Origin of the sequence: Streptomyces roseofulvus, from assembly GCF_039534915.1 — a bacterium.
Taxonomy (GTDB): Bacteria; Actinomycetota; Actinomycetes; order Streptomycetales; family Streptomycetaceae; genus Streptomyces; species Streptomyces roseofulvus.
This window is the reverse complement of the sequence record NZ_BAAAWE010000001.1, coordinates 7,709,766-7,730,051: the sequence shown is the minus strand read 5'-3', so window position 1 is coordinate 7,730,051 and position 20,286 is coordinate 7,709,766. Positions and strand designations below refer to the sequence as shown.

At 73.6% G+C, this 20,286-nt stretch carries 24 protein-coding genes; 17 read left to right on the top strand and 7 right to left on the bottom strand.

The window, feature by feature from the left end:
- Window positions 1-75: 75 nt before the first annotated feature.
- The 6 genes from ABFY03_RS35630 (at window position 76) to ABFY03_RS35605 (ending at window position 3,552) form a co-directional block, all read left to right on the top strand.
- Window positions 76-696 (top strand): TetR/AcrR family transcriptional regulator, encoded by a 621-nt coding sequence (locus ABFY03_RS35630; protein WP_346171933.1) that lies wholly within the window; start codon window positions 76-78, stop codon window positions 694-696.
- On the top strand, window positions 693-1,466 hold the full coding sequence (locus ABFY03_RS35625; RefSeq protein ID WP_346171932.1) for a hypothetical protein: 774 nt from the start codon (window positions 693-695) through the stop codon (window positions 1,464-1,466). The genes ABFY03_RS35630 and ABFY03_RS35625 overlap by 4 nt, the downstream gene beginning before the upstream one ends.
- 47 nt (window positions 1,467-1,513) lie before the next feature.
- Window positions 1,514-2,074 (top strand): AAA family ATPase, encoded by a 561-nt coding sequence (locus tag ABFY03_RS35620; protein ID WP_346171931.1) that lies wholly within the window; start codon window positions 1,514-1,516, stop codon window positions 2,072-2,074.
- Window positions 2,075-2,175: 101 nt separating this feature from the next.
- On the top strand, window positions 2,176-2,634 hold the full coding sequence (locus ABFY03_RS35615) for a DUF1877 family protein (protein WP_346171930.1): 459 nt from the start codon (window positions 2,176-2,178) through the stop codon (window positions 2,632-2,634).
- Window positions 2,635-2,640: 6 nt separating this feature from the next.
- On the top strand, window positions 2,641-3,102 hold the full coding sequence (locus ABFY03_RS35610) for a hypothetical protein (protein WP_319007755.1): 462 nt from the start codon (window positions 2,641-2,643) through the stop codon (window positions 3,100-3,102).
- 72 nt (window positions 3,103-3,174) lie between these two features.
- On the top strand, window positions 3,175-3,552 hold the full coding sequence (locus tag ABFY03_RS35605) for a VOC family protein (protein ID WP_346171929.1): 378 nt from the start codon (window positions 3,175-3,177) through the stop codon (window positions 3,550-3,552).
- 27 nt (window positions 3,553-3,579) lie between these two features.
- Here the strand turns inward: ABFY03_RS35605 and ABFY03_RS35600 are convergent, their stop codons facing one another.
- Window positions 3,580-4,125: a hypothetical protein gene (locus ABFY03_RS35600; protein ID WP_346171928.1), complete on the bottom strand. Its 546-nt coding sequence runs from the start codon at window positions 4,123-4,125 to the stop codon at window positions 3,580-3,582.
- 99 nt (window positions 4,126-4,224) lie between these two features.
- Here ABFY03_RS35600 and ABFY03_RS35595 point away from each other — a divergent pair.
- Window positions 4,225-5,045 (top strand): IS5 family transposase gene (locus ABFY03_RS35595; protein ID WP_428838199.1). Its coding sequence is split into 2 segments (ribosomal slippage): window positions 4,225-4,582 and window positions 4,582-5,045, totalling 822 coding nucleotides; the frame shifts between segments, so codons are not numbered across the junction.
- Here the strand turns inward: ABFY03_RS35595 and ABFY03_RS35590 are convergent.
- The gene (locus ABFY03_RS35590; RefSeq protein ID WP_346171672.1) at window positions 5,035-5,391 is read right to left on the bottom strand and encodes a hypothetical protein; all 357 of its coding nucleotides are present in this window, start codon (window positions 5,389-5,391) and stop codon (window positions 5,035-5,037) included. The two genes, ABFY03_RS35595 and ABFY03_RS35590, sit on opposite strands and share 11 nt — an antisense overlap.
- A gap of 195 nt (window positions 5,392-5,586) precedes the next feature.
- On the opposite strand from ABFY03_RS35590, the gene ABFY03_RS35585 reads away from it, so the two are divergent.
- Window positions 5,587-6,258, top strand: coding sequence for a beta-glucanase (locus tag ABFY03_RS35585; protein ID WP_319007758.1), 672 nt, complete (start codon window positions 5,587-5,589; stop codon window positions 6,256-6,258).
- Window positions 6,259-6,288: 30 nt separating this feature from the next.
- On the opposite strand, the gene ABFY03_RS35580 is transcribed toward ABFY03_RS35585, so the two are convergent.
- On the bottom strand, window positions 6,289-6,981 hold the full coding sequence (locus tag ABFY03_RS35580) for a substrate-binding domain-containing protein (protein ID WP_346171927.1): 693 nt from the start codon (window positions 6,979-6,981) through the stop codon (window positions 6,289-6,291).
- 177 nt (window positions 6,982-7,158) lie between these two features.
- Here ABFY03_RS35580 and ABFY03_RS35575 point away from each other — a divergent pair, with 177 nt between their 5' ends.
- The 9 genes from ABFY03_RS35575 (at window position 7,159) to ABFY03_RS35535 (ending at window position 16,166) form a co-directional block, all read left to right on the top strand.
- On the top strand, window positions 7,159-7,926 hold the full coding sequence (locus ABFY03_RS35575; protein ID WP_346171926.1) for an IclR family transcriptional regulator: 768 nt from the start codon (window positions 7,159-7,161) through the stop codon (window positions 7,924-7,926).
- A 114-nt stretch (window positions 7,927-8,040) separates the two neighbouring features.
- A complete protein-coding gene (locus tag ABFY03_RS35570) occupies window positions 8,041-9,255 on the top strand; it encodes a 4-hydroxybenzoate 3-monooxygenase (RefSeq protein WP_346171925.1) in 1,215 nt (404 codons plus the stop codon).
- 106 nt (window positions 9,256-9,361) lie between these two features.
- The gene (locus ABFY03_RS35565; RefSeq protein WP_346171924.1) at window positions 9,362-10,393 is read left to right on the top strand and encodes an amidohydrolase family protein; all 1,032 of its coding nucleotides are present in this window, start codon (window positions 9,362-9,364) and stop codon (window positions 10,391-10,393) included.
- Window positions 10,394-10,418: 25 nt separating this feature from the next.
- The gene (gene ligK, locus ABFY03_RS35560; protein WP_319007763.1) at window positions 10,419-11,108 is read left to right on the top strand and encodes a 4-carboxy-4-hydroxy-2-oxoadipate aldolase/oxaloacetate decarboxylase; all 690 of its coding nucleotides are present in this window, start codon (window positions 10,419-10,421) and stop codon (window positions 11,106-11,108) included.
- A 2-nt stretch (window positions 11,109-11,110) separates the two neighbouring features.
- Window positions 11,111-12,028, top strand: a complete 918-nt coding sequence (locus ABFY03_RS35555; protein WP_319007764.1) for an amidohydrolase family protein — start codon at window positions 11,111-11,113, stop codon at window positions 12,026-12,028.
- 26 nt (window positions 12,029-12,054) lie between these two features.
- Window positions 12,055-13,359: a protocatechuate 4,5-dioxygenase subunit alpha gene (gene ligA / locus ABFY03_RS35550; RefSeq protein WP_346171923.1), complete on the top strand. Its 1,305-nt coding sequence runs from the start codon at window positions 12,055-12,057 to the stop codon at window positions 13,357-13,359.
- A gap of 1 nt (window position 13,360) precedes the next feature.
- A complete protein-coding gene (locus ABFY03_RS35545; protein ID WP_346171922.1) occupies window positions 13,361-14,335 on the top strand; it encodes a Gfo/Idh/MocA family oxidoreductase in 975 nt (324 codons plus the stop codon).
- Window positions 14,332-15,363 (top strand): aldo/keto reductase, encoded by a 1,032-nt coding sequence (locus tag ABFY03_RS35540; protein ID WP_346171921.1) that lies wholly within the window; start codon window positions 14,332-14,334, stop codon window positions 15,361-15,363. The genes ABFY03_RS35545 and ABFY03_RS35540 overlap by 4 nt, the downstream gene beginning before the upstream one ends.
- Before the next feature lie 158 nt (window positions 15,364-15,521).
- Window positions 15,522-16,166 (top strand): hypothetical protein, encoded by a 645-nt coding sequence (locus ABFY03_RS35535; protein ID WP_346171920.1) that lies wholly within the window; start codon window positions 15,522-15,524, stop codon window positions 16,164-16,166.
- Between the two features lie 206 nt (window positions 16,167-16,372).
- On the opposite strand, the gene ABFY03_RS35530 is transcribed toward ABFY03_RS35535, so the two are convergent.
- The 4 genes from ABFY03_RS35530 to ABFY03_RS35515 all read right to left on the bottom strand — a co-directional run bounded on the left by ABFY03_RS35530 (window position 16,373) and on the right by ABFY03_RS35515 (window position 20,234).
- Window positions 16,373-16,690: an SH3 domain-containing protein gene (locus tag ABFY03_RS35530; protein ID WP_346171919.1), complete on the bottom strand. Its 318-nt coding sequence runs from the start codon at window positions 16,688-16,690 to the stop codon at window positions 16,373-16,375.
- Window positions 16,691-16,745: 55 nt separating this feature from the next.
- Entirely contained in the window at window positions 16,746-17,444 is a 699-nt protein-coding gene (locus tag ABFY03_RS35525; protein ID WP_346171918.1) for an aspartate/glutamate racemase family protein, read from the bottom strand.
- Window positions 17,445-17,568: 124 nt separating this feature from the next.
- Window positions 17,569-19,029, bottom strand: coding sequence for an MFS transporter (locus tag ABFY03_RS35520; RefSeq protein ID WP_346171917.1), 1,461 nt, complete (start codon window positions 19,027-19,029; stop codon window positions 17,569-17,571).
- Window positions 19,026-20,234, bottom strand: coding sequence for a M20 metallopeptidase family protein (locus tag ABFY03_RS35515; protein ID WP_319008962.1), 1,209 nt, complete (start codon window positions 20,232-20,234; stop codon window positions 19,026-19,028). The genes ABFY03_RS35520 and ABFY03_RS35515 overlap by 4 nt, the downstream gene beginning before the upstream one ends.
- Window positions 20,235-20,286 lie beyond the last annotated feature (52 nt).

Genomic DNA, 20,286 nt, shown 5'->3' with positions numbered 1-20,286 from the left:
TGAGTTAGTTGACTGACTGACTCGTGTGGAGTGACCGTAGCACGCGCTCACCCCGGGCTGTCTATAGTCAGTCGGGTGACCAACTCAGTGAACCGGCGAGAGCAGGCGTCCCAGAAGCGGCGGCGACTGACGGCCGCGGCGGCGAAGGTCCTGCACGAGCAGGGCGTCGAGCGCACCACCCTCGCCGACATCGCGCGCGAGGCCGAGGTCCCCGTGGGGAACGTCTACTACTACTTCAAGACCAAGGACGAACTCGTCCGGGCCGCGCTCACCGAGCACTCCGCGCACCTGGACGAACTCGCCGCGCAGCTCGACGAGTTGACGGACCCGCGCGAGCGCCTCAAGGCCCTGGTCGAGGGGTGGATCGCGCAGCGCGACACGGCCGCCCGCTACGGCTGCCCGACCGGCACGCTCGCCGTCGAGCTCGACAAGCGCGCCGACGGAACCCTGGACGCCGAGGCCGGCACGGTCATCCGCCGCCTCCTGGAATGGGCAGCGCACCAGTTCCGCGCGCTGGGCCTCCCCGACCCCGACGGCCTGGCCCTCACGCTCGTCTCCGGCTACCAGGGCATGTCCCTCATGGCCAACGCCCTGCGCGACCCGGAGGTCATGACCCGCGAGGGCAACCGCCTGCTGGCCTGGCTCGACTCCCTCCCGACCACGACCGACGCGCGGGCACGACGGCGCCGGCCATGACGGACAGCCAGAAGGGCGACGGCGGCCCGGACGACGTGCTGGCACCCGACGGCACCTTCGCGACCTCCTGGCTCCGCGGCAGGCCCCCGGTGCCGCTGCCGGCGGGCGGACGGATCGACGCGATGCTCGCGCGCAGGATCACAGCGGCCTGCAGAACGGTCGGTGCGACCCACGTCCTGGCGACGCCCCCCAGCGCCCGCCCGCACGGCCCCCTGGAGGGCGCACCCCTCCGTCCGCCCCTCCTCCTGCGCACCCCCGACGCCCAGGGAGCCGTGCTCTTCCCGGCAGCGGGCTACGCGCTGATCGCCGGCTCGGCCGCCTTCATGGCCTCGGCCGTGGCCGAGGGCGCCGACGCGGCACGCGCCGCCTTCGCGCGCTACGCCCGCGCCCTGTCGTCCCGACACCCGCACCTCCGAGACGTGGCCGCCGCACACCCGCCCCGACACCCCTCCTGGTCCCGCCTCGACGCCGTCCCCCCGTCGACCGCCACCGCGCACCATATCGCCCTGCTCGAAGCCTTCGCCGAGGGCACCTGCGCAGCACCGGAGTTCGCCCGCGGCTGGTGGTCGGCCCGCGCCGCGTCCCGCACGGAGGACCAGCGCGTCCACGGCGCCCTCGCCCGGCTCTTCGACGAGGTCTTCATGCTCCTGGAGCAGTACGCGCCCGACCCGGCCCTGGCGGAACCGGAAGACCTCGACGACACGGCCCTCCGCACCGCGGTGACCACCGCGTGGACCTCCTTCCGCACCCCACCGCCCGCGAACGACTGACCCTTTCGGGCTCGCGTGGTTCGCCTGTGCAGTGGCAGGGTGCGGTCATGGATCCAGCGGAGGTACTGCTCATCGGCGGGCGGGCCGGCGTCGGCAAGACGACGGTGGCGTGGGAGGTCTCGGCGCGCCTGCGCGCCGCGGACGTCGCCCATTGCGTCATCGAAGGCGACTTCATGGCGCAGGCCCACCCCGCTCCGGAGGGCGACCCGCGCCGCCGGCAGATCGCCGAGCGCAATCTGACGGCGCTCTGGTCGAACTACGCCGAGCTCGGGTATCGCCGCCTGGTCTACACGCATACGGTGAGCGTCCTGCCGGAGAACGAGGGCATGTTCCGGCGCGCCATGGGCGCGGAGGTCCGGCTCGTACGGGTCGTGCTCACCGCCTCCGACGCCACCGCCCGCGAGCGGCTGACCGGTCGGGAACAAGGCTCGGAGCTGGACCAGGAGCTGGAGAGCAGCGCCCGCAAGGCCCGGATTCTGGAGGAGCAGGCACCCGAGGACACCGTGCGCGTGGCGACCGACGGACGGACCGTCGTCGACCTCGCGCGCGAGGTCGTGGCCGCTACCGGCTGGCTGGCGCCCCCATCCGGCAGGTCCGCCGGTGCGTGACTGTCAGTGGGTCCGAGTAGGTTCTGCCTGTGCGGCCTGACAGGCGGGTCGTTCGAGCCGAGGGATTCGACGCAGTGAGCATCTACCTGCACTTTCGTGCCGTGGCTGAGTCCGAGATCCAGGACGACCACAGTCGGCTCGCTGCGTTCATGTCCGAGGCGTGGGACGACGACGAGGCCGAGTACGCGGCGGGCATCGCCTACGCGATCAACAAGGGCTGGCACAGTGTCCACAACCTCTACGCCGCGGCCGAAGCGCTGTGCCCGGACTCCATGGACTCCCGGGAGCTGCCGATCTACGGCGGCAGCCCCGTACCCCACAGCGCCGACGCCGACCCCTCCGATCCTCCGCTGATGCTGCTGGAACCCCCAGGCGTGGCACAGGCGGCGCGGTTCCTCACGACCGTCTCCTTCGACGAGCTGTGGAACGCGGTCGGTGCCGGGATCGGCGCCTCCGACCGGGCCAGGCAGGAGCACCTCGAACATCACCTGGCCCTCCGGGAGTTCTACGCCCGGGCGGCTTCGGCGGGTCACGCCGTGGTCAAAGCGGTCTGGGCTTGAGGGTCGATGAACAGCCATGAGATCCGGTTCGACTGCCGGCAGCGGGGCGAGGGCGGACCGCTGGTGATCGTCCCGCGCATCGACGGAGCGCCGCTCACCGAGCTGATCGACGTGTTCGAGATCGCGGCCGGGATGCGGCCCGCGGGTGACGCCTACGGTGGCCTGATCCCGGAGTTCTTCCGGTTCGGGCCGCTGCGGGACCACTTCCTCGGACGGTCCACCGGCACGAGGGGGCCGAAGACCCCCGTTCTCGGTTGTGAATGCGGCGAGTGGGGGTGCTGGCCGCTCATGGCGCGCATCACCGCGACGACCGACCTCGTGATCTGGGACCGCTTCGAGCAGCCGCACCGCACGGCCCGCGACTACGCGGCATTCGGGCCGTTCCGGTTCGCACGTCATGCCTACGATCACGCCCTGGGGGACCTCTGCGCGGCTGTCGCCCCCGACGTCGACGACACGCGCGCCTGAGCATCGGGACGGGTTCCCCGACCGCGCGGGAAGCGGCAGGCGCGGTCGGGCCCCGTGATCTACGCTGTCGGGATGATCGGCAGACTGCAGTGTGTGGTGCTGGACTGTCCGGACGCCGGGGAACTCGCCCGGTTCTACGGGGCGCTGCTCGGCGGCGAGGTGAACCGGCCCGACCCCCGCTGGTCGCTCGACGACGACTGGTCGACGCTGCACACCGCCGGCGGTCTGGTGCTGGCCTTCCAGCGGGTGGCCGACCATCGCCCGCCCCGCTGGCCGGACCCGGCCCGGCCCCAGCAGTTCCACCTGGACCTGGGAGTCGAGGAACTGGACACCGCCCAGGAGCAGGCTCTCGCGCTGGGGGCCACGTTGCTCGACGGCGGGGACGGCAAGCGCAGTTGGCGTGTCTTCGCCGACCCGGCGGGCCATCCGTTCTGCCTGGTCCGGGACTGAGGCCGGGGCCGTCCGTTCGGTTTCCGTTCAGGTCACCGGCGTCGCGGCCCGCTCGACCAGGTCGCCCAGCGCGCCGGCGGACTCGGGCGTCAGGCGGTAGAAGCCCTGGAGGCTGATCGACCTCTCCAGGCGTCCGTCGACCACGTACTTCGGCTGCCGGGTCTCGCCCCGGCGGTTGCGCCAGGTCAGCACGGGCAGCAGCTCGCCCGGTATCGGCACGTCGAAGCGGACGGGCGTCGCGTCCACGTGGACCGCCGTCGCCCCGCATCCGCCGGCGCCCAGCATCGCCCAGTCGTCGTGGCCGGGGTGGGAGGGGTCGTCCCAGGCCGTCGGCGCCGCGCCGCAGCATGCACCCCGCTCCCGGTCGAGGACCCGCATCCGGCAGACGACGAACACCTCCCGCCGGCGCACGTGCAGGGCGTACACCTCGTCCCCCGCTCTCGCCCCCGCCCAGGACGGCAGAGACTGGTGCACCCCGGAGAAGGCGACGGGCGGCCGGAGGCCCACGCGTCCGGACCGGCGCAGCGCTCGGCAGGTGTCTTGGGTCCACAGGACGGTGAAGGTGTCGACCATGCACCGATCGTAGGGACCGGCACCGACAGCGGATTCCCGGGCGGGCACAGCACAGTTAAGACGTCGTTTCTTATGGCGTGATCGTTCGTTGATCCGTTCATGACGGATCTGGTTGAGCGGCTGGTACCGGACGAGTTGTGGGTGCTGTTTCAGCGGGTGGTGCCACCGACTGAGGTGATACGTCCGCAGGGCGGTGGCCGGCGTCGGGCGGGTGACCGTGAAGCCCTGGCGGCAATCATCTTCGTGGCGACCTCAGGCTGCACATGGCGGCAGCTGCCGCCGGTGTTCGGTCCCGCCTGGCCCACCGTCTACCGCCGGTTCGCCCAGTGGAGCCGGGAGCGGGTCTGGGCCCGGCTCTACCGCGTGATCCTCGACGAACTCGGAGCGCGGGGCGAACTGGACTGGTCACGGTGCGCGATCGACTCCGTCAGTCTGCGGGCCGCAAAAGGGGGCCACTGACCGGACCGAATCCGACCGACCGCGGCAAACTGGGATCGAAAATCCACCTGATCTGCGATCGCAACGGACTGCCGCTGTCCCTGGGCATCTCGGGTGCGAACATGCATGACAGCCAGGGCCTGGAGCCGCTCGTGCGCGGTATCCCGCCCATCCGGTCCCGGCGCGGGCCCCGGCGTCGGAGGCCGGCGAAGCTGCACGCGGACAAGGGCTACGACTACGACCACCTGCGCCGATGGCTCCGCAAGCGGGGTATCCGCCACCGCATCGCCCGCAAGGGCATCGAGTCCTCGCAGCGGCTGGGCCGGCATCGCTGGGTGGTCGAGAGAACCGTGTCCTGGCTGGCGGGCTGCCGGCGCCTCCACCGGCGGTACGAACGCAAGGCCGAACACTTCCTCGCCTTCGTCGGCATAGCCGCGACCCTGATCGGCTACCGCCGATTGGCGGCCCTGCTCACGGCCTGAGCCGGTCCTGCTGCACGTCGAAGCAGACCAGTCCCATGGACTCCGCGACGGCCGCCGCGTAGGCCGACGCCTCCTCGGCCATGCTCCACCGCATGGCGAAGTAGATCAGCGGACCACTGGCCTCGTCGATCAACGGACCGGTCGACCAGGGCGAGGTGTCCTCCTCGTCCTCGGTGATGTCGCACCACCGCTCAAGCAGCGCGGCCACGTAAGCCGCAACGCGTTCGGACGGAGGCTCTTCCACCTCGCCGTCGATGTAGCGGTCGTAGAGGTCGCTGAAGACCTGGCCGGCGGTCTTGTCATCCGCCGGCCTCTCGCCTTCCCACACAGCAAGGTCATAGCTCATGACCGGAGACTCTCATGCCGCTCGGACAGCCATAAGAAACGACGTCTAAGGCGGCGGCCGCCAGCTCGTGTCGAGTTCTCGCCAGGGAGGCGGGGGTTCCGCATGTGAGGGGCGGGACGCGGGGAGCCATGGGGTGATCGATCTCGTCCCCCACCCCCGTCCGCGCGTTCGCCGCCTGATCCGTGAGGAGCCGCCATGGCCGCGCCACCCCTCCCCGACGATCCGGTCCTCACCGCCGACTTCGCGTCGCCCGCGCAGTGGGTCGCCGGCCGGAGCTGGGCCTATCCCGACGGCGGTCCGGTCAATCCCCTCGACAACAAGCTCGACCACCTCGTGGACGATCCCGCGTACAGCCGCTCCGGGGTCTTCCGCGCGACCCGCCGCCCGGACGGGTTGTGGGACAGCGGGCTGCTCACCACGGAGGGGAGCGCCGAGGGCTTCGAGGTGCGGACCGGTGACGTCCTGGAGGCGCGGGTCCGGCTGCCGGTGGAGGCCGGCGCCTGGCCGGCGATCTGGACCTGGCGCGACGGCGGTCAGGAGGTCGACGTCTTCGAGTACCACCCGGACAACCCCGACCTGCTCGAACTCTCCAACCGGGTACGGGGCACCCACCGCTACTACCGCTCCCCCGCCGTGCGTCCCGGCGGATGGGTGGACCTGCGGACGGAGTTCGGGGCACGGTCGGTGCGCTGGTGGGTGAACGGCTCCGAGGTGTTCGCGGACGGGCGGGGGGTGGGGCGGTCCTGGCACGCCTGCCTCATCGTCAACCTCTCGGTGTGCGCAGGCCGTTACCACCCGGCGCCCGACCCCGCGACGAACGAGATGTCCTTCGAGGTGTCCGGCCTGCGCGTCTTCCGCCCCGGCTGACCACCGCCGACCGCCCGGCGGAGCCTCAGCTCAGCGGGCCGGTGCCATCCCCCGGGCACCGGCGAGCCGCGACGCCTCCTCCGAGCCGAGGAGGCCGAGGACGGCGACGGCTGCTCCGGGGTCGGCGGCGGCGGTGAGGACGCCGCCGCTGAAGGCCGAGGTGATGGCCGTGTCGCCGGGCAGCGGGCCGAGGACGGTGACCCCCGGAAGGTCCATCAGTTCGCTGTGCTGCTGGAAGGCCAGGTCGGCGCGGCCGGAGGACAGGAGGCTGCCGGCGGGGACCCCGGGCGGGGCCTGGACGAGGCGGTCGGCGAGGGTGTCGGCCAGGCCGAGGCGGTCGATCAGGTCGAGCAGGGCCGTGCCGCTGGGCCCGGTGGAACAGGCGATGCCGCGCGCCGAGGTGAGGGCGGCGCGGAGGTCGGCGACGGTGCCGAGGGCGGGGGCCGGGGCGCCGGCCGGCACCGCGGCGACGACCTGGGAGATCCACAGCGGGCGGACGGAGCCGGCGCGCACGTGGCCCTCCCGCTCCAGGGCGGCCAGGGCTCCGGCGGCGAGGACGAGGAGGTCCGCCTCGGCGCCCTCGCGCACGCGGCGGGCGATCTCCACGCCGCCGGCGGACTCGAAGCGCACCGGCGTGCCGTGGGCGAGCCTGAGGTGCTCGGACAGGTCGGCGAGTATCGGGCGGGTGGCCATCGAGGACAGCCCTACGAGTTCACGGTGCACGTCGACTCCTCGGTCGTGATGGTCGTGATGGTCGTGATGGTCGTTTGGGTCGAACGGGTCGTACGGGGCGTACGGATCGTGAGGGGCGTGATGTCGGTGAAACGCCTGCAAGAGGCGGAAGGAGGTGGCCGGCACGCGCGGTCCGGTGGCTCGCCACCCGTCTGCGAGACTGACGGCGTGAGCACGACCCGGAGCACGGCGGCAGGAAAGGTCCTGGAGGTCCTCGCGGCCTTCGACCGCGAGCACCCCGCCCAGACACTATCCGAGATCGCCCAGCGGACCGGCCTGGCCCTGAGCACCGCGCACCGGGTGGTGAGCGAGCTGGCGGCCTGGGGGGCGCTGGAGCGGGGCGAGGACGGGTCGTGGCACGTGGGGCTGCGGCTGTGGGAGATCGCCGCCGGCTGTCCCCGGACGCAGATCCTGCGGGACGTCGCGCTGCCGTTCATGCAGGACCTGTACGAGGCGACCCACGAGAACGTGCAGCTGGCGGTGCGGGAGGGCACCGAACTCGTCTTCGTGGAGCGGATCGCCGGGCACCGCTCGGTGGAGCTCCTGACGGCGGTCGGGACCCGGTTCCCGGTGGGGTCCACCGGGATGGGGCGGGTGCTGCTCGCCCACGCGCCGCCGGACATCCAGGAGGAGGTCCTCGACGCGCCGCAGCGGGCGTGGACCCGGCACACCGTCACCGATCCGAAGACCCTGCGGACCCAGCTGGACAGGATCCGGCGCGAGCAGGTCTTCGTCAGCGACCGGCAGTTGTCGGAGAGCACGGTGGCGGTGGCCGCGCCGGTGCGGATCGGGCGGACGGGGCCGGTGAGCGCGGCGCTGGGGATCGTGATCACCGCACGGGGCGCGAGCAGGGCGCGGGCGCTGCGCGAACCGCTGCTGCGGGCCGCGTACGGGATCTCCGACGAGCTCGGCAGGCGGACCCGGACGACGGACTGAGTTCGGGACCGGCTTCCGCCTGACGGAAACACGGCAGACCAGGGGCCGGGCAGGCTGGCAGCGTTCGGGCCGTTCCGAACTGTTCGGATCGCTCACAGCTGCTTGGGAGATGCCATGGCCGACGCCCCCGTCGACTCCGTCGTCTCGGTTCCGGTCGCGGTGGTCGGTGCGGGGCCGGCGGGCCTCATGCTGGCGCACCTGCTCGGCCGCGCCGGGATCGAGACGGTCGCCGTCGACACCCGCACGCGTCACGAGATCGAGACGACCCAGCGGGCCGGCATCCTGGAGGCCGACGTCGCCCACGACCTGGTCGCGACGGGGGTCTCGGACCGGATCCTGCGGGACGGGCACGAACACGAGGGCATCGAGGTCCGCTCGGCCGGGCGGCCGTACCGGATCGACTTCAAGCAGCTCGTCGGCGCCTCGACCTGGCTCTATCCGCAGACCGACGTCTTCGTCGACCTCGCCGACGCCCGCGCACGCGACGGCGGCACCGTCCACTTCGGGATCCGCGACACCGAGGTCCTCGACGTCGCGACCGACGCCCCGCGGGTCCGCTACACGGCGCCCGACGGGACCCGGCACGAGATCCGGGCGCGGTACGTCGTCGGCGCGGACGGCTCGCGGAGCATGTGCCGCGACCTGGTGCCGGAGGACCGGCGGGTGCGGTACGGCACGGAGTACCCCTTCGCGTGGTTCGGGATCCTCGCCGAGGCGCCGACGAGCGCGCCCGAACTGGTCTACGCGCACTCCGCGCACGGCTTCGCCCTGATCAGCCAGCGCACCGAGGCGGTGCAGCGGATGTACTTCCAGTGCGCGCCGGACGAGTCCGCCGACGCCTGGTCCGACGACCGGATCTGGGAGACGCTCCAGGCGCGGGTGGCCGGCGAGGACGGCTTCCGGCTGATGGAGGGGCCGATCACCGAGAAGACGGTGCTGCGGTTCCGCTCCTTCGTGCAGGAGCCGATGCGCTGGGGCTCGCTGCTGCTCGCCGGCGACGCCGCGCACACGGTGCCGCCGACCGGCGCCCGGGGGCTCAACCTGGCGCTGCACGACGTGAAGGTGCTGGCCGAGGTGCTGCCGAGGGCGCTCGGCGGGGCGGGCGAGGCCGCGCTGGAGGAGTACGAGCCGCGGGCCCTCCGGCGGGTCTGGCGGGCGCAGCACTTCTCGTACTGGATGACGCGGCTGCTCCACACCGCGCCGGGGGCCTCCTCCTTCGACCTGCGCCGTCAGCTCGGGGAGCTCGACAACGTGGTGGGGACGCGCGCCGGACGCGCCTATCTGGCCGAGCAGTACACGGGCTGGCCCACCCGCGACCAGGCCCACTGACCCGGACGCCGCCCACCGCCCGGACGCTCCCCGCCCCGGTGGCTCACCTCCCCGGAGGCTCACCTCCCGGACGCTCACCTCCCCGGACGCTCACGAGGACGATTCCATGATCATCGATTGTCACGGTCACTTCACCACCGCCCCGCCGCAGCTGGCGGAGTGGCGCGACCGGCAGATCGCGGCGGCCGAGGGCCGCGCCCCCGCTCCCGACCCCGCCGAGCTGGTCATCTCCGACGACGACCTGCGGGCCGCGATCGAGGGCAACCAGCTGCGGCTGATGGACGAGCGCGGCAGCGACCTCACGATCTTCTCGCCGCGGGCCAGCTTCATGGCCCACCACATCGGCGACTTCGGCGTCTCCTCGGTGTGGGCACGGATCTGCAACGACCTGGTCCACCGGGTGAGCACCCTCTACCCGGGCCGGTTCGCGACCGGCGCGATGCTGCCGCAGTCGCCGGGCGTCGACCCCGCGACCTGCCTGCCCGAGCTGACCCGAGCCGTCGAGGAGCTCGGCGCGGTCACGGTCAACCTCAACCCCGACCCGTCGGGCGGCCGTTGGACGGCGCCACCGCTGACCGACCGCAGCTGGTACCCGCTGTACGAGGCGATGGTCGCGTACGACATCCCGGCGATGATCCACGTCAGCACCTCGTGCAACCCGGCCTTCCACACCACCGGCGCGCACTACCTCAACGCCGACACGACGGCGTTCATGCAGCTCGTCGAGGGCGATCTGTTCGCCGACTTCCCGACGCTGCGGTTCGTCGTCCCGCACGGCGGCGGCGCGGTGCCGTACCACTGGGGCCGGTTCCGCGGCCTGGCGATGGCGCTGGGCAGGCCGGATCCGGAGGCGCTGCTCGACAACGTCTTCTTCGACACCTGCGTCTACCACCAGCCCGGCATCGACCTGCTGACCGGCGTGATCCCCAGCCGGTCGGTGCTCTTCGCCAGCGAGATGATCGGCGCGGTGCGCGACGTCGACCCGCGCACCGGCCACCACTTCGACGACACGAAGCGGTACGTGGACGCCACCCCGCACCTGTCGGACCAGGAGCGCGCCGCCGTCTACTCCGGCAACGCGCTGCGCGTCTACCCCCGACTCGCCGCCCGCCTCGCCGCGGCCGGCGCCGGCCGCTGACCCCCGCCTCCCAGGAGAAGCACCCATGGAACACACCGAGATCGGCGTCGTCCACACGAAGATCGACCGGGCCGACCCGGAGGCCGTCGCGGAGCTGTCGCGGTTCGGCGTCGCGACCGTCCACGAGGCCATGGGCCGGGTCGGGCTGATGCGCCCCTACCTGCGCCCGGTCTACCCGAAGGCACGGACGTGCGGCACGGCCGTGACCGTGCTGCTCCAGCCCGGCGACAACTGGATGCTGCACGTCGCCGCCGAGCAGATCCAGGACGGGGACGTCGTCGTCGCGGCCTGCACGACGGAGAGCGAGGACGGCTTCTTCGGCGAGCTGCTCGCCACCTCCTTCCGGGCCCGCGGCTGCCGCGGCCTGGTCATCGACGGCGGCGTCCGGGACGTCGCCGACCTGGAGGGGATGGACTTCCCCGTCTTCTCCCGCGCGGTCAGCGCCAAGGGCACGGTCAAGGCCACCCTCGGCTCGGTCAACGTGCCCGTGGTCTGCGGCAACGCCCTGGTCCGCCCCGGCGACGTGGTCGTCGCGGACGCCGACGGCGTCGTCGTGGTGCCGCGCGAGCGCGCCGCCGAGGTGGCCGCCGCGTCGGCGGCCCGGGAGGCGAACGAGGAGGGCAAGCGCGCGCAGTTCCGCGCGGGGAAGCTCGGCCTGGACATGTACGGGATGCGCGGCCCGCTGGCCGAGCTCGGCCTGCGGTACGAGGACTGACGATGACCGCTTTCGAGAAGACCCCCGGCTGGCTGGACTGGTACGCCGGTCCGAGCCGTCCCGGGTTCCGGCTCCCCGAGGGCGCCGTGGACGCGCACTGCCACGTCTTCGGCCCGGGCACGGAGTTCCCGTACGCCCCCGAGCGCAAGTACACGCCCTGCGACGCCTCCAAGGACCAGCTCTTCGCGCTCCGCGACCACCTCGGCTTCAGCCGGAACGTCGTGGTGCAGGCGACCTGTCACGGCGCCGACAACACCGCCATGGTCGACGCGCTGCGGGCCTCCGGCGGGCTGGCCCGGGGCGTGGCGACGCTGCGGCCGGACGTCACCGACGCCGAGGTGCGGGAGCTGCACGAGGCCGGCGTGCGCGGGGTGCGGTTCAACTTCGTCCGGCGGCTCGTCGACGCGGCCCCGCGGCAGGACCTGCTGGACATCGTCGGGAAGATCGCGCCGTACGGCTGGCACGTCGTCGTCTACTTCGAGGCGGCCGACCTGCCCGACCTGCGGGACCTCTTCCTGTCGATCCCCGTGCCGCTGGTCATCGACCACATGGGCCGGCCGGACACTGCGAAGGACCCGGAGGGGCCCGACTTCGAGGCCTTCCTGAACCTCCTGCGGGCCCGGCCCGACATCTGGTGCAAGGTGACCTGCCCGGAGCGGCTGACGGTGAGCGGCCCGCCGGCCCTCGACGGCGAGCGGGCCGCCTACCGCGACGTGGTGCCGTTCGCCCGCCGCGTGGTCGAGGAGTTCCCCGACCGGGTGCTGTGGGGGACCGACTGGCCGCACCCCAACCTCACCGACCACATGCCCGACGACGGGCTGCTCGTCGACTTCGTCCCGCACATCGCGCCGACGCCCGAGCTGCGGCGGAAGCTGCTCGTCGACAACCCGACGCGCCTGTACTGGCCCGACGGCCACTGACCCCTTCCCTCGACAGGAGTGCCGACATGGCGCTGGACAAGACCTACAAGCTGGTTCCGGGGACGACCGTCTTCGACTCCGAGCAGTCGGCCAAGGGCTACCACCTCAACCAGTTCTGCATGTCCCTGATGACGGCGGAGAACCGGGCGGCGTACCTCGCCGACGAGCGCGCCTACCTGGACGCGTGGCCGCTGCGGGAGGAGCAGAAGCGCGCCCTGCTCGACCGCGACCTCAACGCGGCGATGCGCGAGGGCGGCAACATCTACTTCCTCGCCAAGTGGGGCGCCACGCTGGGCTTCTCGTTCCAGCAGATGGCGGGCTCGATGACCGGCATGACCGAGGAGGAGTACCGCGCCATGATGGTCGGCGGCGGCCGCTCCGTCGAGGGCAACCGCATCGACCACGCCGTCCTCGAAGCCGCCCACGCGCCGGCCCCGACGGCCGGGCACGCCACCGTCACCGGAGCCGTCTTCACCTCGCACGTCCCGGCGATCGGCGCGGCGCTCGACCACGGCAAGACCGACGAGCCCTACTGGCGGCCGGTGTTCGAGGGGTACGCGTACTCCAGGACGTGGGAGCGGGAGAACGTCCCCGACGTGATCTTGCTGGTCTACAACGACCACGCCAGCGCCTTCGACCAGTCGCTGGTCCCGACCTTCGTCCTCGGCACCGGCGCGTCCTACCCGATCGCCGACGAGGGGTACGGACCCCGTCCCGTCCCCGGCGTCGAGGGCGACCCCGACCTGGCCGCCCACATCGCGCACGCGCTGATCCGGGAGGACTTCGACCTCACCCTCGCGAACGAGATGGCCGTCGACCACGGGCTGACCGTGCCGCTGTCGCTGATGTTCGGCGACGTCGAGAAGTGGCCGTGCAAGGTCATCCCGTTCCACGTCAACGTGGTGCAGTACCCGGTGCCCTCCGGCGCCCGCTGCTTCCGGCTGGGCCAGGCGCTGCGCCGGGCGATCGAGTCGTACGACCGGCCGCTGAACGTGCAGGTCTGGGGCACCGGCGGCATGAGCCACCAGCTCCAGGGCCCGCGCGCCGGCCTGATCAACCGGGAGTGGGACAACGCCTTCCTCGACCGGCTGGTCGACGACCCGGCGGGGCTGGCCGAGGTCCCCCACCTGGAGTACGTCGAGGAGGCCGGCTCCGAGGGCATCGAACTGGTCATGTGGCTGATCGCCCGCGGCGCCCTGAGCGACGTCGACGGCTCGGGCGAGGTCGAGGTCAAGCACCGCTTCTACCACGTGCCCGCGTCCAACACCGCCGTCGGACACCTGATCCTGGAAAACCGCCCCCGGGCCGAAGAGCCCGCCGAGAAGGAGTGACATGACTGACGACCGGACCCTGCGGATCGCCCTGGCCGGCGGCGGCGCCTTCGGCGCCAAGCACGCGGCCGCGCTCCGCCGGATCGAGGGCGTCGAGGTGGCCGCCGTCGTGAGCAGCAGCCTCGAACGCGCCCGGAAGTTCGCCGCCGAGCAGGGCGTCGGGCGCGCCGTCGCCACGCTGGACGAGGTGCTGGCGATGGACGACGTCGACGCCGTCGTCCTCGCCACCCCCACCCAGATGCACGCCGCGCAGACCCTGGCCTGCCTGGAGGCGGGCAAGCACGTGCAGGTCGAGATCCCGCTCGCCGACTCGCTCGACGACGCCGAGGCGTGCCTGGCGGCGCAGGAGCGCACCGGGCTCGTCGCGATGGTGGGCCACACCCGCCGCTTCAACCCCAGCCACCAGTGGGTGCGGCGGCGGATCGAGGCGGGCGAGTTCCACATCCAGCAGATGGACGTGCAGACGTACTTCTTCCGCCGGCAGAACCTCAACGCGCTGGGCGAGCCCCGCTCCTGGACCGACCACCTGCTGTGGCACCACGCCGCGCACACCGTCGACCTGTTCGCCTACCAGGCGGGGGCGCCGATCGTGCAGGCGAACGCGATCCAGGGCCCGCTCCACCCCGAGCTGGGCATCGCGATGGACATGTCGATCCAGCTGCGGGCGGCGAACGGCGCGATCTGCACGCTGTCGCTGTCCTTCAACAACGACGGTCCGCTGGGCACGTTCTTCCGCTACATCGGCGACACGGGCACGTACATCGCCCGCTACGACGACCTGTTCACCGGCAAGGACGAGCCGATCGACGTGAGCGGGGTCGACGTGTCGATGGACGGCATCGAGCTCCAGGACCGCGAGTTCGTCGCCGCGATCCGCGAGGGCCGCGAGCCGAACTCCTCGATCGCCCAGGTCCTGTCCTGCTACCGGACGCTGGCGGGCCTGGAGGAGCAGCTGAACGCGGCCGCGGGCTCGTGACGGCGCCGAGCTCCGCCGGCGCGGGGCGCGCGGCCCCGCGCCGGATCGGGCCGTTCGAAGTGGCGGCGGTCGGCCTGGGCTGTATGAACCTGAGCCACGCGTACGACGTCCCGCCGACTCCGGAGGCCGCCGAGCGGCTGCTCCTGACGGCCGTCGAGGAGGGCGTGACGCACTTCGACACGGCCGCGCTCTACGGCTTCGGCGCCAACGAGGAGCTGGTCGGGCGGGTGCTCGCCGGGCACCGGGACCGGATCGTCCTGGCCGGCAAGTGCGGGATGACCGGGGTCGACGGCCGCCGGGTGATCGACGGGCGGCCGGAGACGATCCGGCGCACCGCCGACGCGGCGCTGGCCCGGCTGCGCACCGACGTCATCGACGTCTACTACCTGCACCGGCTCGACCGGGCGGTGCCCGTCGAGGAGAGCGTCGGGGCGATGGCGGAGCTGGTGGCGGCCGGCAAGGTGCGCGCCCTGGGCCTCTCCGAGGTGTCCGCCGCGACCCTGCGGCGCGCCCACGCCGTGCACCCGATCGCCGCGCTGCAGAACGAGTACAGCCTCTGGTCGCGCAACCCGGAGGAGGGCACGCTCGCGGCCACCCGTGAACTGGGCGTCGCGCTGGTGGCGTTCAGCCCGTTGGCCCGGGGCGTCCTCACCGGCGCGCCGCCGGACCCGGCGGGCCTCCCGGCCGCCGACATCCGCCGCGGCATGCCCCGCTTCGACGCCCGCCACTACCCGGCGAACCTGGCCCGCCGCGCCGAACTGGCGCGACTCGCCGAGCAGGCGGGCCTCGGGCTGGCGCAACTGGCCCTGGCCTGGGTCGTGTCGAGGGGCCCGCACGTCGTCGCCCTGCCCGGCACGCGGTCGGTGGACCATCTGCGGGAGAACCTGTCGGTGCTCGACCTCGACGTCCCCGACGAGGTCCTGGAGGCGGCGGGCCGGGTGCTGAACGCGTCGACCGTGCACGGCCCCCGCTACAACGAGGCGGCGCTCGCGGAGATCGACACGGAGCGGTGCGGGCGCGCGGGCTGACGGCGCCAGGTCCGCGTCCCGGCCGGGGAGGCCGTCCCCCTCCCCGGCCGGGACGCTCAGAAGTCGCTCAAGTCGCTTGCCGGACACGTCCGGTGAGCGGCAGAGTCGGTCACGCCATCGACCAGTGGCGATACGGGGGAACCACCACCATGAAGACCATGAAGAGCACGAAGCACTGGATGGCGGCGGGCGCCGTGGCCGCGCTGCTCGCCGGCACGGCCGCCTGCTCGTCCGGCGGCGACGCCCGGGCCACCGCGACCGCGCGGCCCACCGGGGCGACCGAGGGCGCGACGGCGACGGCGTGCGCGTCCGGCACGTACGTGTGGTTCAACGTCGACCAGCGGGACGTCCTGACCGGCATCGCCGAGAAGCAGGTCCTGGGCAAGGGCGGCGGCAAGCTCACCGAGCCGATCCGGCGCCTGCACACCCCGCGCGTCGCGGTCGACACGGAGACGGGCCCGAAGGTCGACGCGGCCGCGGCGCTGCGCTCCCTGGGCCGCCACATCGGGGGCGCGGGCGGGGACGCGGCCTTCTCCGAGGTCGGCCGGCCCGCGCCGGACGTCGACGGGAACGTCACCCACGTCGACGGGCCGGGGACGTTCGTGGAGTACACGTACGTACGGGAGGTCGTCGCCGACTTCCGCCTCACCTGCCCCGGCGGCGAGCCGTCCACCGGCCGCGCCCTCAGCCATCTCGTCGACGGCACGGGCATCCTCGACTGCGCCGAGCCGCAGAAGGCCCTCGAGGACGGCACGGTGGCGCAGGCGGCGGCCCGTCTGTCCTGCGGAGCCACGAAGGTCTGACCGGCCGGGCGCCCACGACCGGCTCGCGGGCCTCCCGGGCCGGGCTAGGTCGTTTCTTTCGGATCAGGCCGGATCAGGGAGCGGCGTCTGGTGCGTGCGCTCGCAAGGCGGAGGAGGGAGTCGACGCGGAGCGTCGGCGACTGACGACAACGCGGCGAGGGTGCGTGCCAGGCGTCGCGAGCCCGGCATGATCCGGAAGAGACGGCCTAGCCGTTCGGGCGGGGGCAGTCCCGCGGCCGGACGTGCCGCTGTGCGGTCCAGCCCTCCGTGTCGGCGCGGAGCCCCGAGCGGGAGCGGCGGTCGAGGCGCACGCGGTACCAGTCGCCGGACGCGCGGAGGACCGTGAGGTCGTCGCCGGCCCGGAGGAGTCCCAGGGACGGGCGGGCGGTGGCGGGGCCGGTGTGGAGCCGGGCCGTGCCGGTGGCCTCGTGGCCGCACGGATGGAGCCGCTCGGGGGCGGCGGGGGCGGGGGCGACCGCCGCCAGGAACACGGCGGTGAGCACCACCCCGAGCATCGACGTCATGCGCATGCCGAAGCAACGCGTCCCCCGGGCGGGTGTTACGGGTGCGGCGCGCCCGTCACCCCTTTGGCGTACCCCGCCGGGTCGGCTGTCCGAGCAGGAGCCGGAGCTCTCGCGCCGCGGCCGGGATCGGCCCGACGACCGGGACCGGGAAGCGGTGGCGGAGGGCTTCGGCGGCTTCGCCGAGCGGGCCGCCGCCGATGACGACGGCTTCGGCGCCGTCCTCGCGTACGCAGAGGTCGACCGCCTCGGCCAGACGCTCCGTCATGTCGGCCGGTCGCGCGGCGAGTCGGCGCGGGTCGCCGGAGGTGAGACGGAGGCCGGTGTACTGGGGAGACCAGCCCAAGGCGGTGACGCGCGCGTCGATCGCGGCGGCCAGCCGGGGCGTGGTGGTGGCGATGCCGAAGCGGCGGCCGTCCGCGCCGGCCGCCCGCAGGGCGGCCTCGGCGATGCCGACGACGGGGAGCGGGACGCGGGCGCGGAGTTCCTCGACACCGGGGTCGCCGAAGGCGGCGACGACGAGGGCGGCGACGCGGGCGCCGTCCGGGCCGGCGAGGAGGCGCCCGGCCGCGTCGAGGACGTGCCCGGCCGAGGCGCGCAGGGCCTCCTCGTCGACGAGCATCCGCGGGCCGGCCGCGACGGTGACGCCGCGGACGTCGTAGCCGTCCTCCGCGCGCAGGGTGCGGCGGGCGATGGCGGCCATCATCGCCGTGGTGGCCTCGTCGGTGTTGGGGTTGACGATCGCCACGAGGGTCATGCGTCGGCTTCCTTCCCGGTGGTGGCGTCGCCCGCCGTGGGCGTACCGAAGGGCTCAGCCGCGGGCGCGGTCGGTGGCGTGACCCGTCGTGAGCCGGGCGAACACGAGGTGTCGGGACATGGGGTCAGGGTGCCGGACTCGCGGCGGCGCCGCGAGCGGATTTCGCCGGGGCGCGCCGGGCGACGAGGGTGAGGGCGGCGGCCGCGGCGGCGAGGACCGCGCACAGGAGCCAGACCGTGACGTACGCCGATTCGCTCGGGGTGGCGCCTGCGTGCGGAGCCGAGCCGGCGAGGACGGCGGCCGTCACGCCGCCGGCCACCGCGCCGCCGAGCGTCTTGACGTTGTTGTAGAGCGCGGTGGTCACGCCCGTCCGGGAGGGGTCGCCGGCCTCCGCGATGACGGTGGGCATGGCGCCGAGGGCGACGCCCAGGCCGAGCCCCGCGAGGATCTTGGCGGTGACGAGCTGCCAGAGCGCGGTGTGCAGGGCGGCCGTGGTCAGGAAGCTCGCCGCGACGAGCGCGAAGGAGACGGCGAGGGCGGGGACGTAGCCGGTCCGGCCGGCGATCCGGGCGGTGAGGGAGGAGGTGACGACGGCGGTCGCCGCCGCCGGGAGCGCCACGAGGGAGATCGACAGGGCGGAGAGCCCGAAGCCGTAGCCGGTGGTGGCGGGGTCGGCGGCGAGGAAGGTGGCGTCGGGCGCCTGGCCGCCGAAGTAGACGACGCCGAAGACGAAGGCGCAGAAGAAGAAGGGGGCGACCCGGCGGTCGGCGAGGGCGCGGACGTCCACGAGGGGCTCCGGGGTGCGGAGTTCGACGCGGGTCCAGACGGTGCCGAGGACGGCGGCGAGGCCGAGCTGGGCGACGGCGGGGAGGCCGGGTCCGTCGTCCTTGGCGGCGGCGACGCCGGAGAGGAGCAGCAGCATCGTGGCGCTGAGCAGGACGGCGCCGGGCAGGTCGAGGCGGCCGGGGGCGAGGCGCCGCGTCTCGGGGATGGCGAGGAAGGAGACGGGGACGCAGGCGGCGGCGAGGGCGGCGGGGACGAGGAGGGTGAGGCGGACGTCGTCGGTGAGGGCGTGGACGGCCCCGGTGAGGACGCCGCCGAGGAGGGTGCCGAGGGCGAGGGCGCCGACCAGGCGGGCGATGGCGGAGCGGGCGGGGCCGAGCGGCAGCCGGTCGCGTACGAGGGCGATCTCCAGCGGCAGCAGGGCGGCGAGCGGGCCGGTGAGGACGCGGCCGGCGAGCAGCACCGGCAGGTTCGGGGCGAGGGCGACGAGGAGGCTGCCGACGGCGACGGCGGCGAGCGCCCAGCGCAGGACCTTGCGGTGGCCGTGGAGGTCGCCGAGGCGGCCGAGGATGGGGACGCTGACGGCGGCGGCGAGGAGCTGGGCGGAGATCACCCAGGTGAGGTCGGCGTCGGGGACGGAGAGCTCGCGGCCGATCTCGGGCAGCAGGGGCGCGATGCCGCCCTGGAGGAAGCCGCTGGTCAGCTCGAAGAGGACGAGGAGTCCGACGACGGCGCGGACGGATCCGGCCCCGCCGTCCCGGGAGGCGGCTTCGGGGGCGTCGGGGCGTTCGGTGGTGGTCATGCGGGCTCCTCGGCGGATTCCTGTAGGCGGCGGGCGGCGAGTTCGGCGAGCAGGACGGCGGCGTCGAGGACGGCGCGGTCGTCGAAGACGGCCTGGGGCGAGTGGTTCATGGGGGCGGTGGCCGGGTCGCGGTCGGGCGGGCAGGCGCCGATGCCGAGGTAGGCGCCGGGGACCTCGCGCAGCACGAGGGAGAAGTCCTCGGAGCCGGTGAGCGGGCGCGGTGCCTCGAAGGCCCGGTCGGGGCCGAGGAGCCCCTGGGCGGTGCGGAGCGCGAAGGCGGCTTCGGCGGGGTCGTTCGTGGTGACCGGGTAGTTCTCCCGGTAGTCGAGGTCGGCGTCGACGCCGTGGGCGGTGGCGATGCCGTGGACGACGCGCTCGAACCCGGCGCGGACGGCGGCCTGGGTGGCGGAGGAGAAGGAGCGGACGGTCGCCTCCAGGACGGCCTGCTCCGGGATGACGTTGCCGGCGGAGCCGGCGTGCAGGGAGCCGACGGTGAGGACGGCCGGGTCGAAGACGTCGACGGTGCGGGTCACCATCGTCTGGAGGGCGGTGACCATCTCGCAGACGGCGGGCACGGGGTCCTTCGCGGCGTGCGGCGAGGAGCCGTGGCCGCCGGAGCCGCGGACGGTGACGGTGACCGCGTCGGAGGCGGCGAGCATGGGGCCGGGGCGGACGGCCGCGTAGCCGGTGGGCAGCAGGGTCGAGGTGACGTGGAGGGCGTAGGCGGCGACGACGCGGGGGCCCGCCGCGTCGAGGACGCCCTCCTCGATCATCAGGCCGGCGCCGCCCATGCCCTCCTCGCCGGGCTGGAACATGAACACGACGTCGCCGGGGAGCTCGTCGCGGCGGGCGGCGAGCAGCCGGGCGGCGCCGACCAGCCCGGCGGTGTGCAGGTCGTGGCCGCAGGCGTGCATCCGGCCGGGGGTGCCGGAGGCGTACGGGACGCCGGTGTCCTCGTGGACGGGGAGGGCGTCCATGTCGCCGCGGAGCAGGACGGCGGGCCCGGGGCGGCCGCCGCGCAGGACGGCGGTGACGGAGGTGAGCCGCTTGCCGAGGGTGATCTCCAGGGGGAGTCCGGCGAGGGCGTCGAGGACCCGGCGCTGGGTGTGCGGCAGGTCGAGGCCGAGTTCGGGAGCGCGGTGGAGGTCGTGCCGCAGGGCGATGAGGGTGTCGGCGTGCGCCTGGGCGTCGCTGTGCGTGAACATGCCGGGTATAGTGCCGATCCGGCGGATGAACGGCGTCTGCTTGCAGGGATCC

What these genes read in the sequence shown, in the direction of transcription:
- ABFY03_RS35605 (WP_346171929.1), top strand. Translation starts at nt 3,175, where the DNA reads ATGATCGGCAGACTGCAGTGTGTGGTGCTGGACTGTCCGGACGCCGGG.
- ABFY03_RS35530 (WP_346171919.1), bottom strand. Translation starts at nt 16,690, where the DNA reads ATGACGTCGATGCTCGGGGTGGTGCTCACCGCCGTGTTCCTGGCGGCG.
- ABFY03_RS35565 (WP_346171924.1), top strand. Translation starts at nt 9,362, where the DNA reads ATGATCATCGATTGTCACGGTCACTTCACCACCGCCCCGCCGCAGCTG.
- ABFY03_RS35525 (WP_346171918.1), bottom strand. Translation starts at nt 17,444, where the DNA reads ATGACCCTCGTGGCGATCGTCAACCCCAACACCGACGAGGCCACCACG.
- ligA (WP_346171923.1), top strand. Translation starts at nt 12,055, where the DNA reads ATGGCGCTGGACAAGACCTACAAGCTGGTTCCGGGGACGACCGTCTTC.
- ABFY03_RS35590 (WP_346171672.1), bottom strand. Translation starts at nt 5,391, where the DNA reads ATGAGCTATGACCTTGCTGTGTGGGAAGGCGAGAGGCCGGCGGATGAC.
- ABFY03_RS35625 (WP_346171932.1), top strand. Translation starts at nt 693, where the DNA reads ATGACGGACAGCCAGAAGGGCGACGGCGGCCCGGACGACGTGCTGGCA.
- ABFY03_RS35520 (WP_346171917.1), bottom strand. Translation starts at nt 19,029, where the DNA reads ATGACCACCACCGAACGCCCCGACGCCCCCGAAGCCGCCTCCCGGGAC.
- ABFY03_RS35515 (WP_319008962.1), bottom strand. Translation starts at nt 20,234, where the DNA reads ATGTTCACGCACAGCGACGCCCAGGCGCACGCCGACACCCTCATCGCC.
- ABFY03_RS35570 (WP_346171925.1), top strand. Translation starts at nt 8,041, where the DNA reads ATGGCCGACGCCCCCGTCGACTCCGTCGTCTCGGTTCCGGTCGCGGTG.
- ABFY03_RS35555 (WP_319007764.1), top strand. Translation starts at nt 11,111, where the DNA reads ATGACCGCTTTCGAGAAGACCCCCGGCTGGCTGGACTGGTACGCCGGT.
- ABFY03_RS35600 (WP_346171928.1), bottom strand. Translation starts at nt 4,125, where the DNA reads ATGGTCGACACCTTCACCGTCCTGTGGACCCAAGACACCTGCCGAGCG.
- ABFY03_RS35610 (WP_319007755.1), top strand. Translation starts at nt 2,641, where the DNA reads ATGAACAGCCATGAGATCCGGTTCGACTGCCGGCAGCGGGGCGAGGGC.
- ligK (WP_319007763.1), top strand. Translation starts at nt 10,419, where the DNA reads ATGGAACACACCGAGATCGGCGTCGTCCACACGAAGATCGACCGGGCC.
- ABFY03_RS35585 (WP_319007758.1), top strand. Translation starts at nt 5,587, where the DNA reads ATGGCCGCGCCACCCCTCCCCGACGATCCGGTCCTCACCGCCGACTTC.
- ABFY03_RS35535 (WP_346171920.1), top strand. Translation starts at nt 15,522, where the DNA reads ATGAAGAGCACGAAGCACTGGATGGCGGCGGGCGCCGTGGCCGCGCTG.
- ABFY03_RS35545 (WP_346171922.1), top strand. Translation starts at nt 13,361, where the DNA reads ATGACTGACGACCGGACCCTGCGGATCGCCCTGGCCGGCGGCGGCGCC.
- ABFY03_RS35620 (WP_346171931.1), top strand. Translation starts at nt 1,514, where the DNA reads ATGGATCCAGCGGAGGTACTGCTCATCGGCGGGCGGGCCGGCGTCGGC.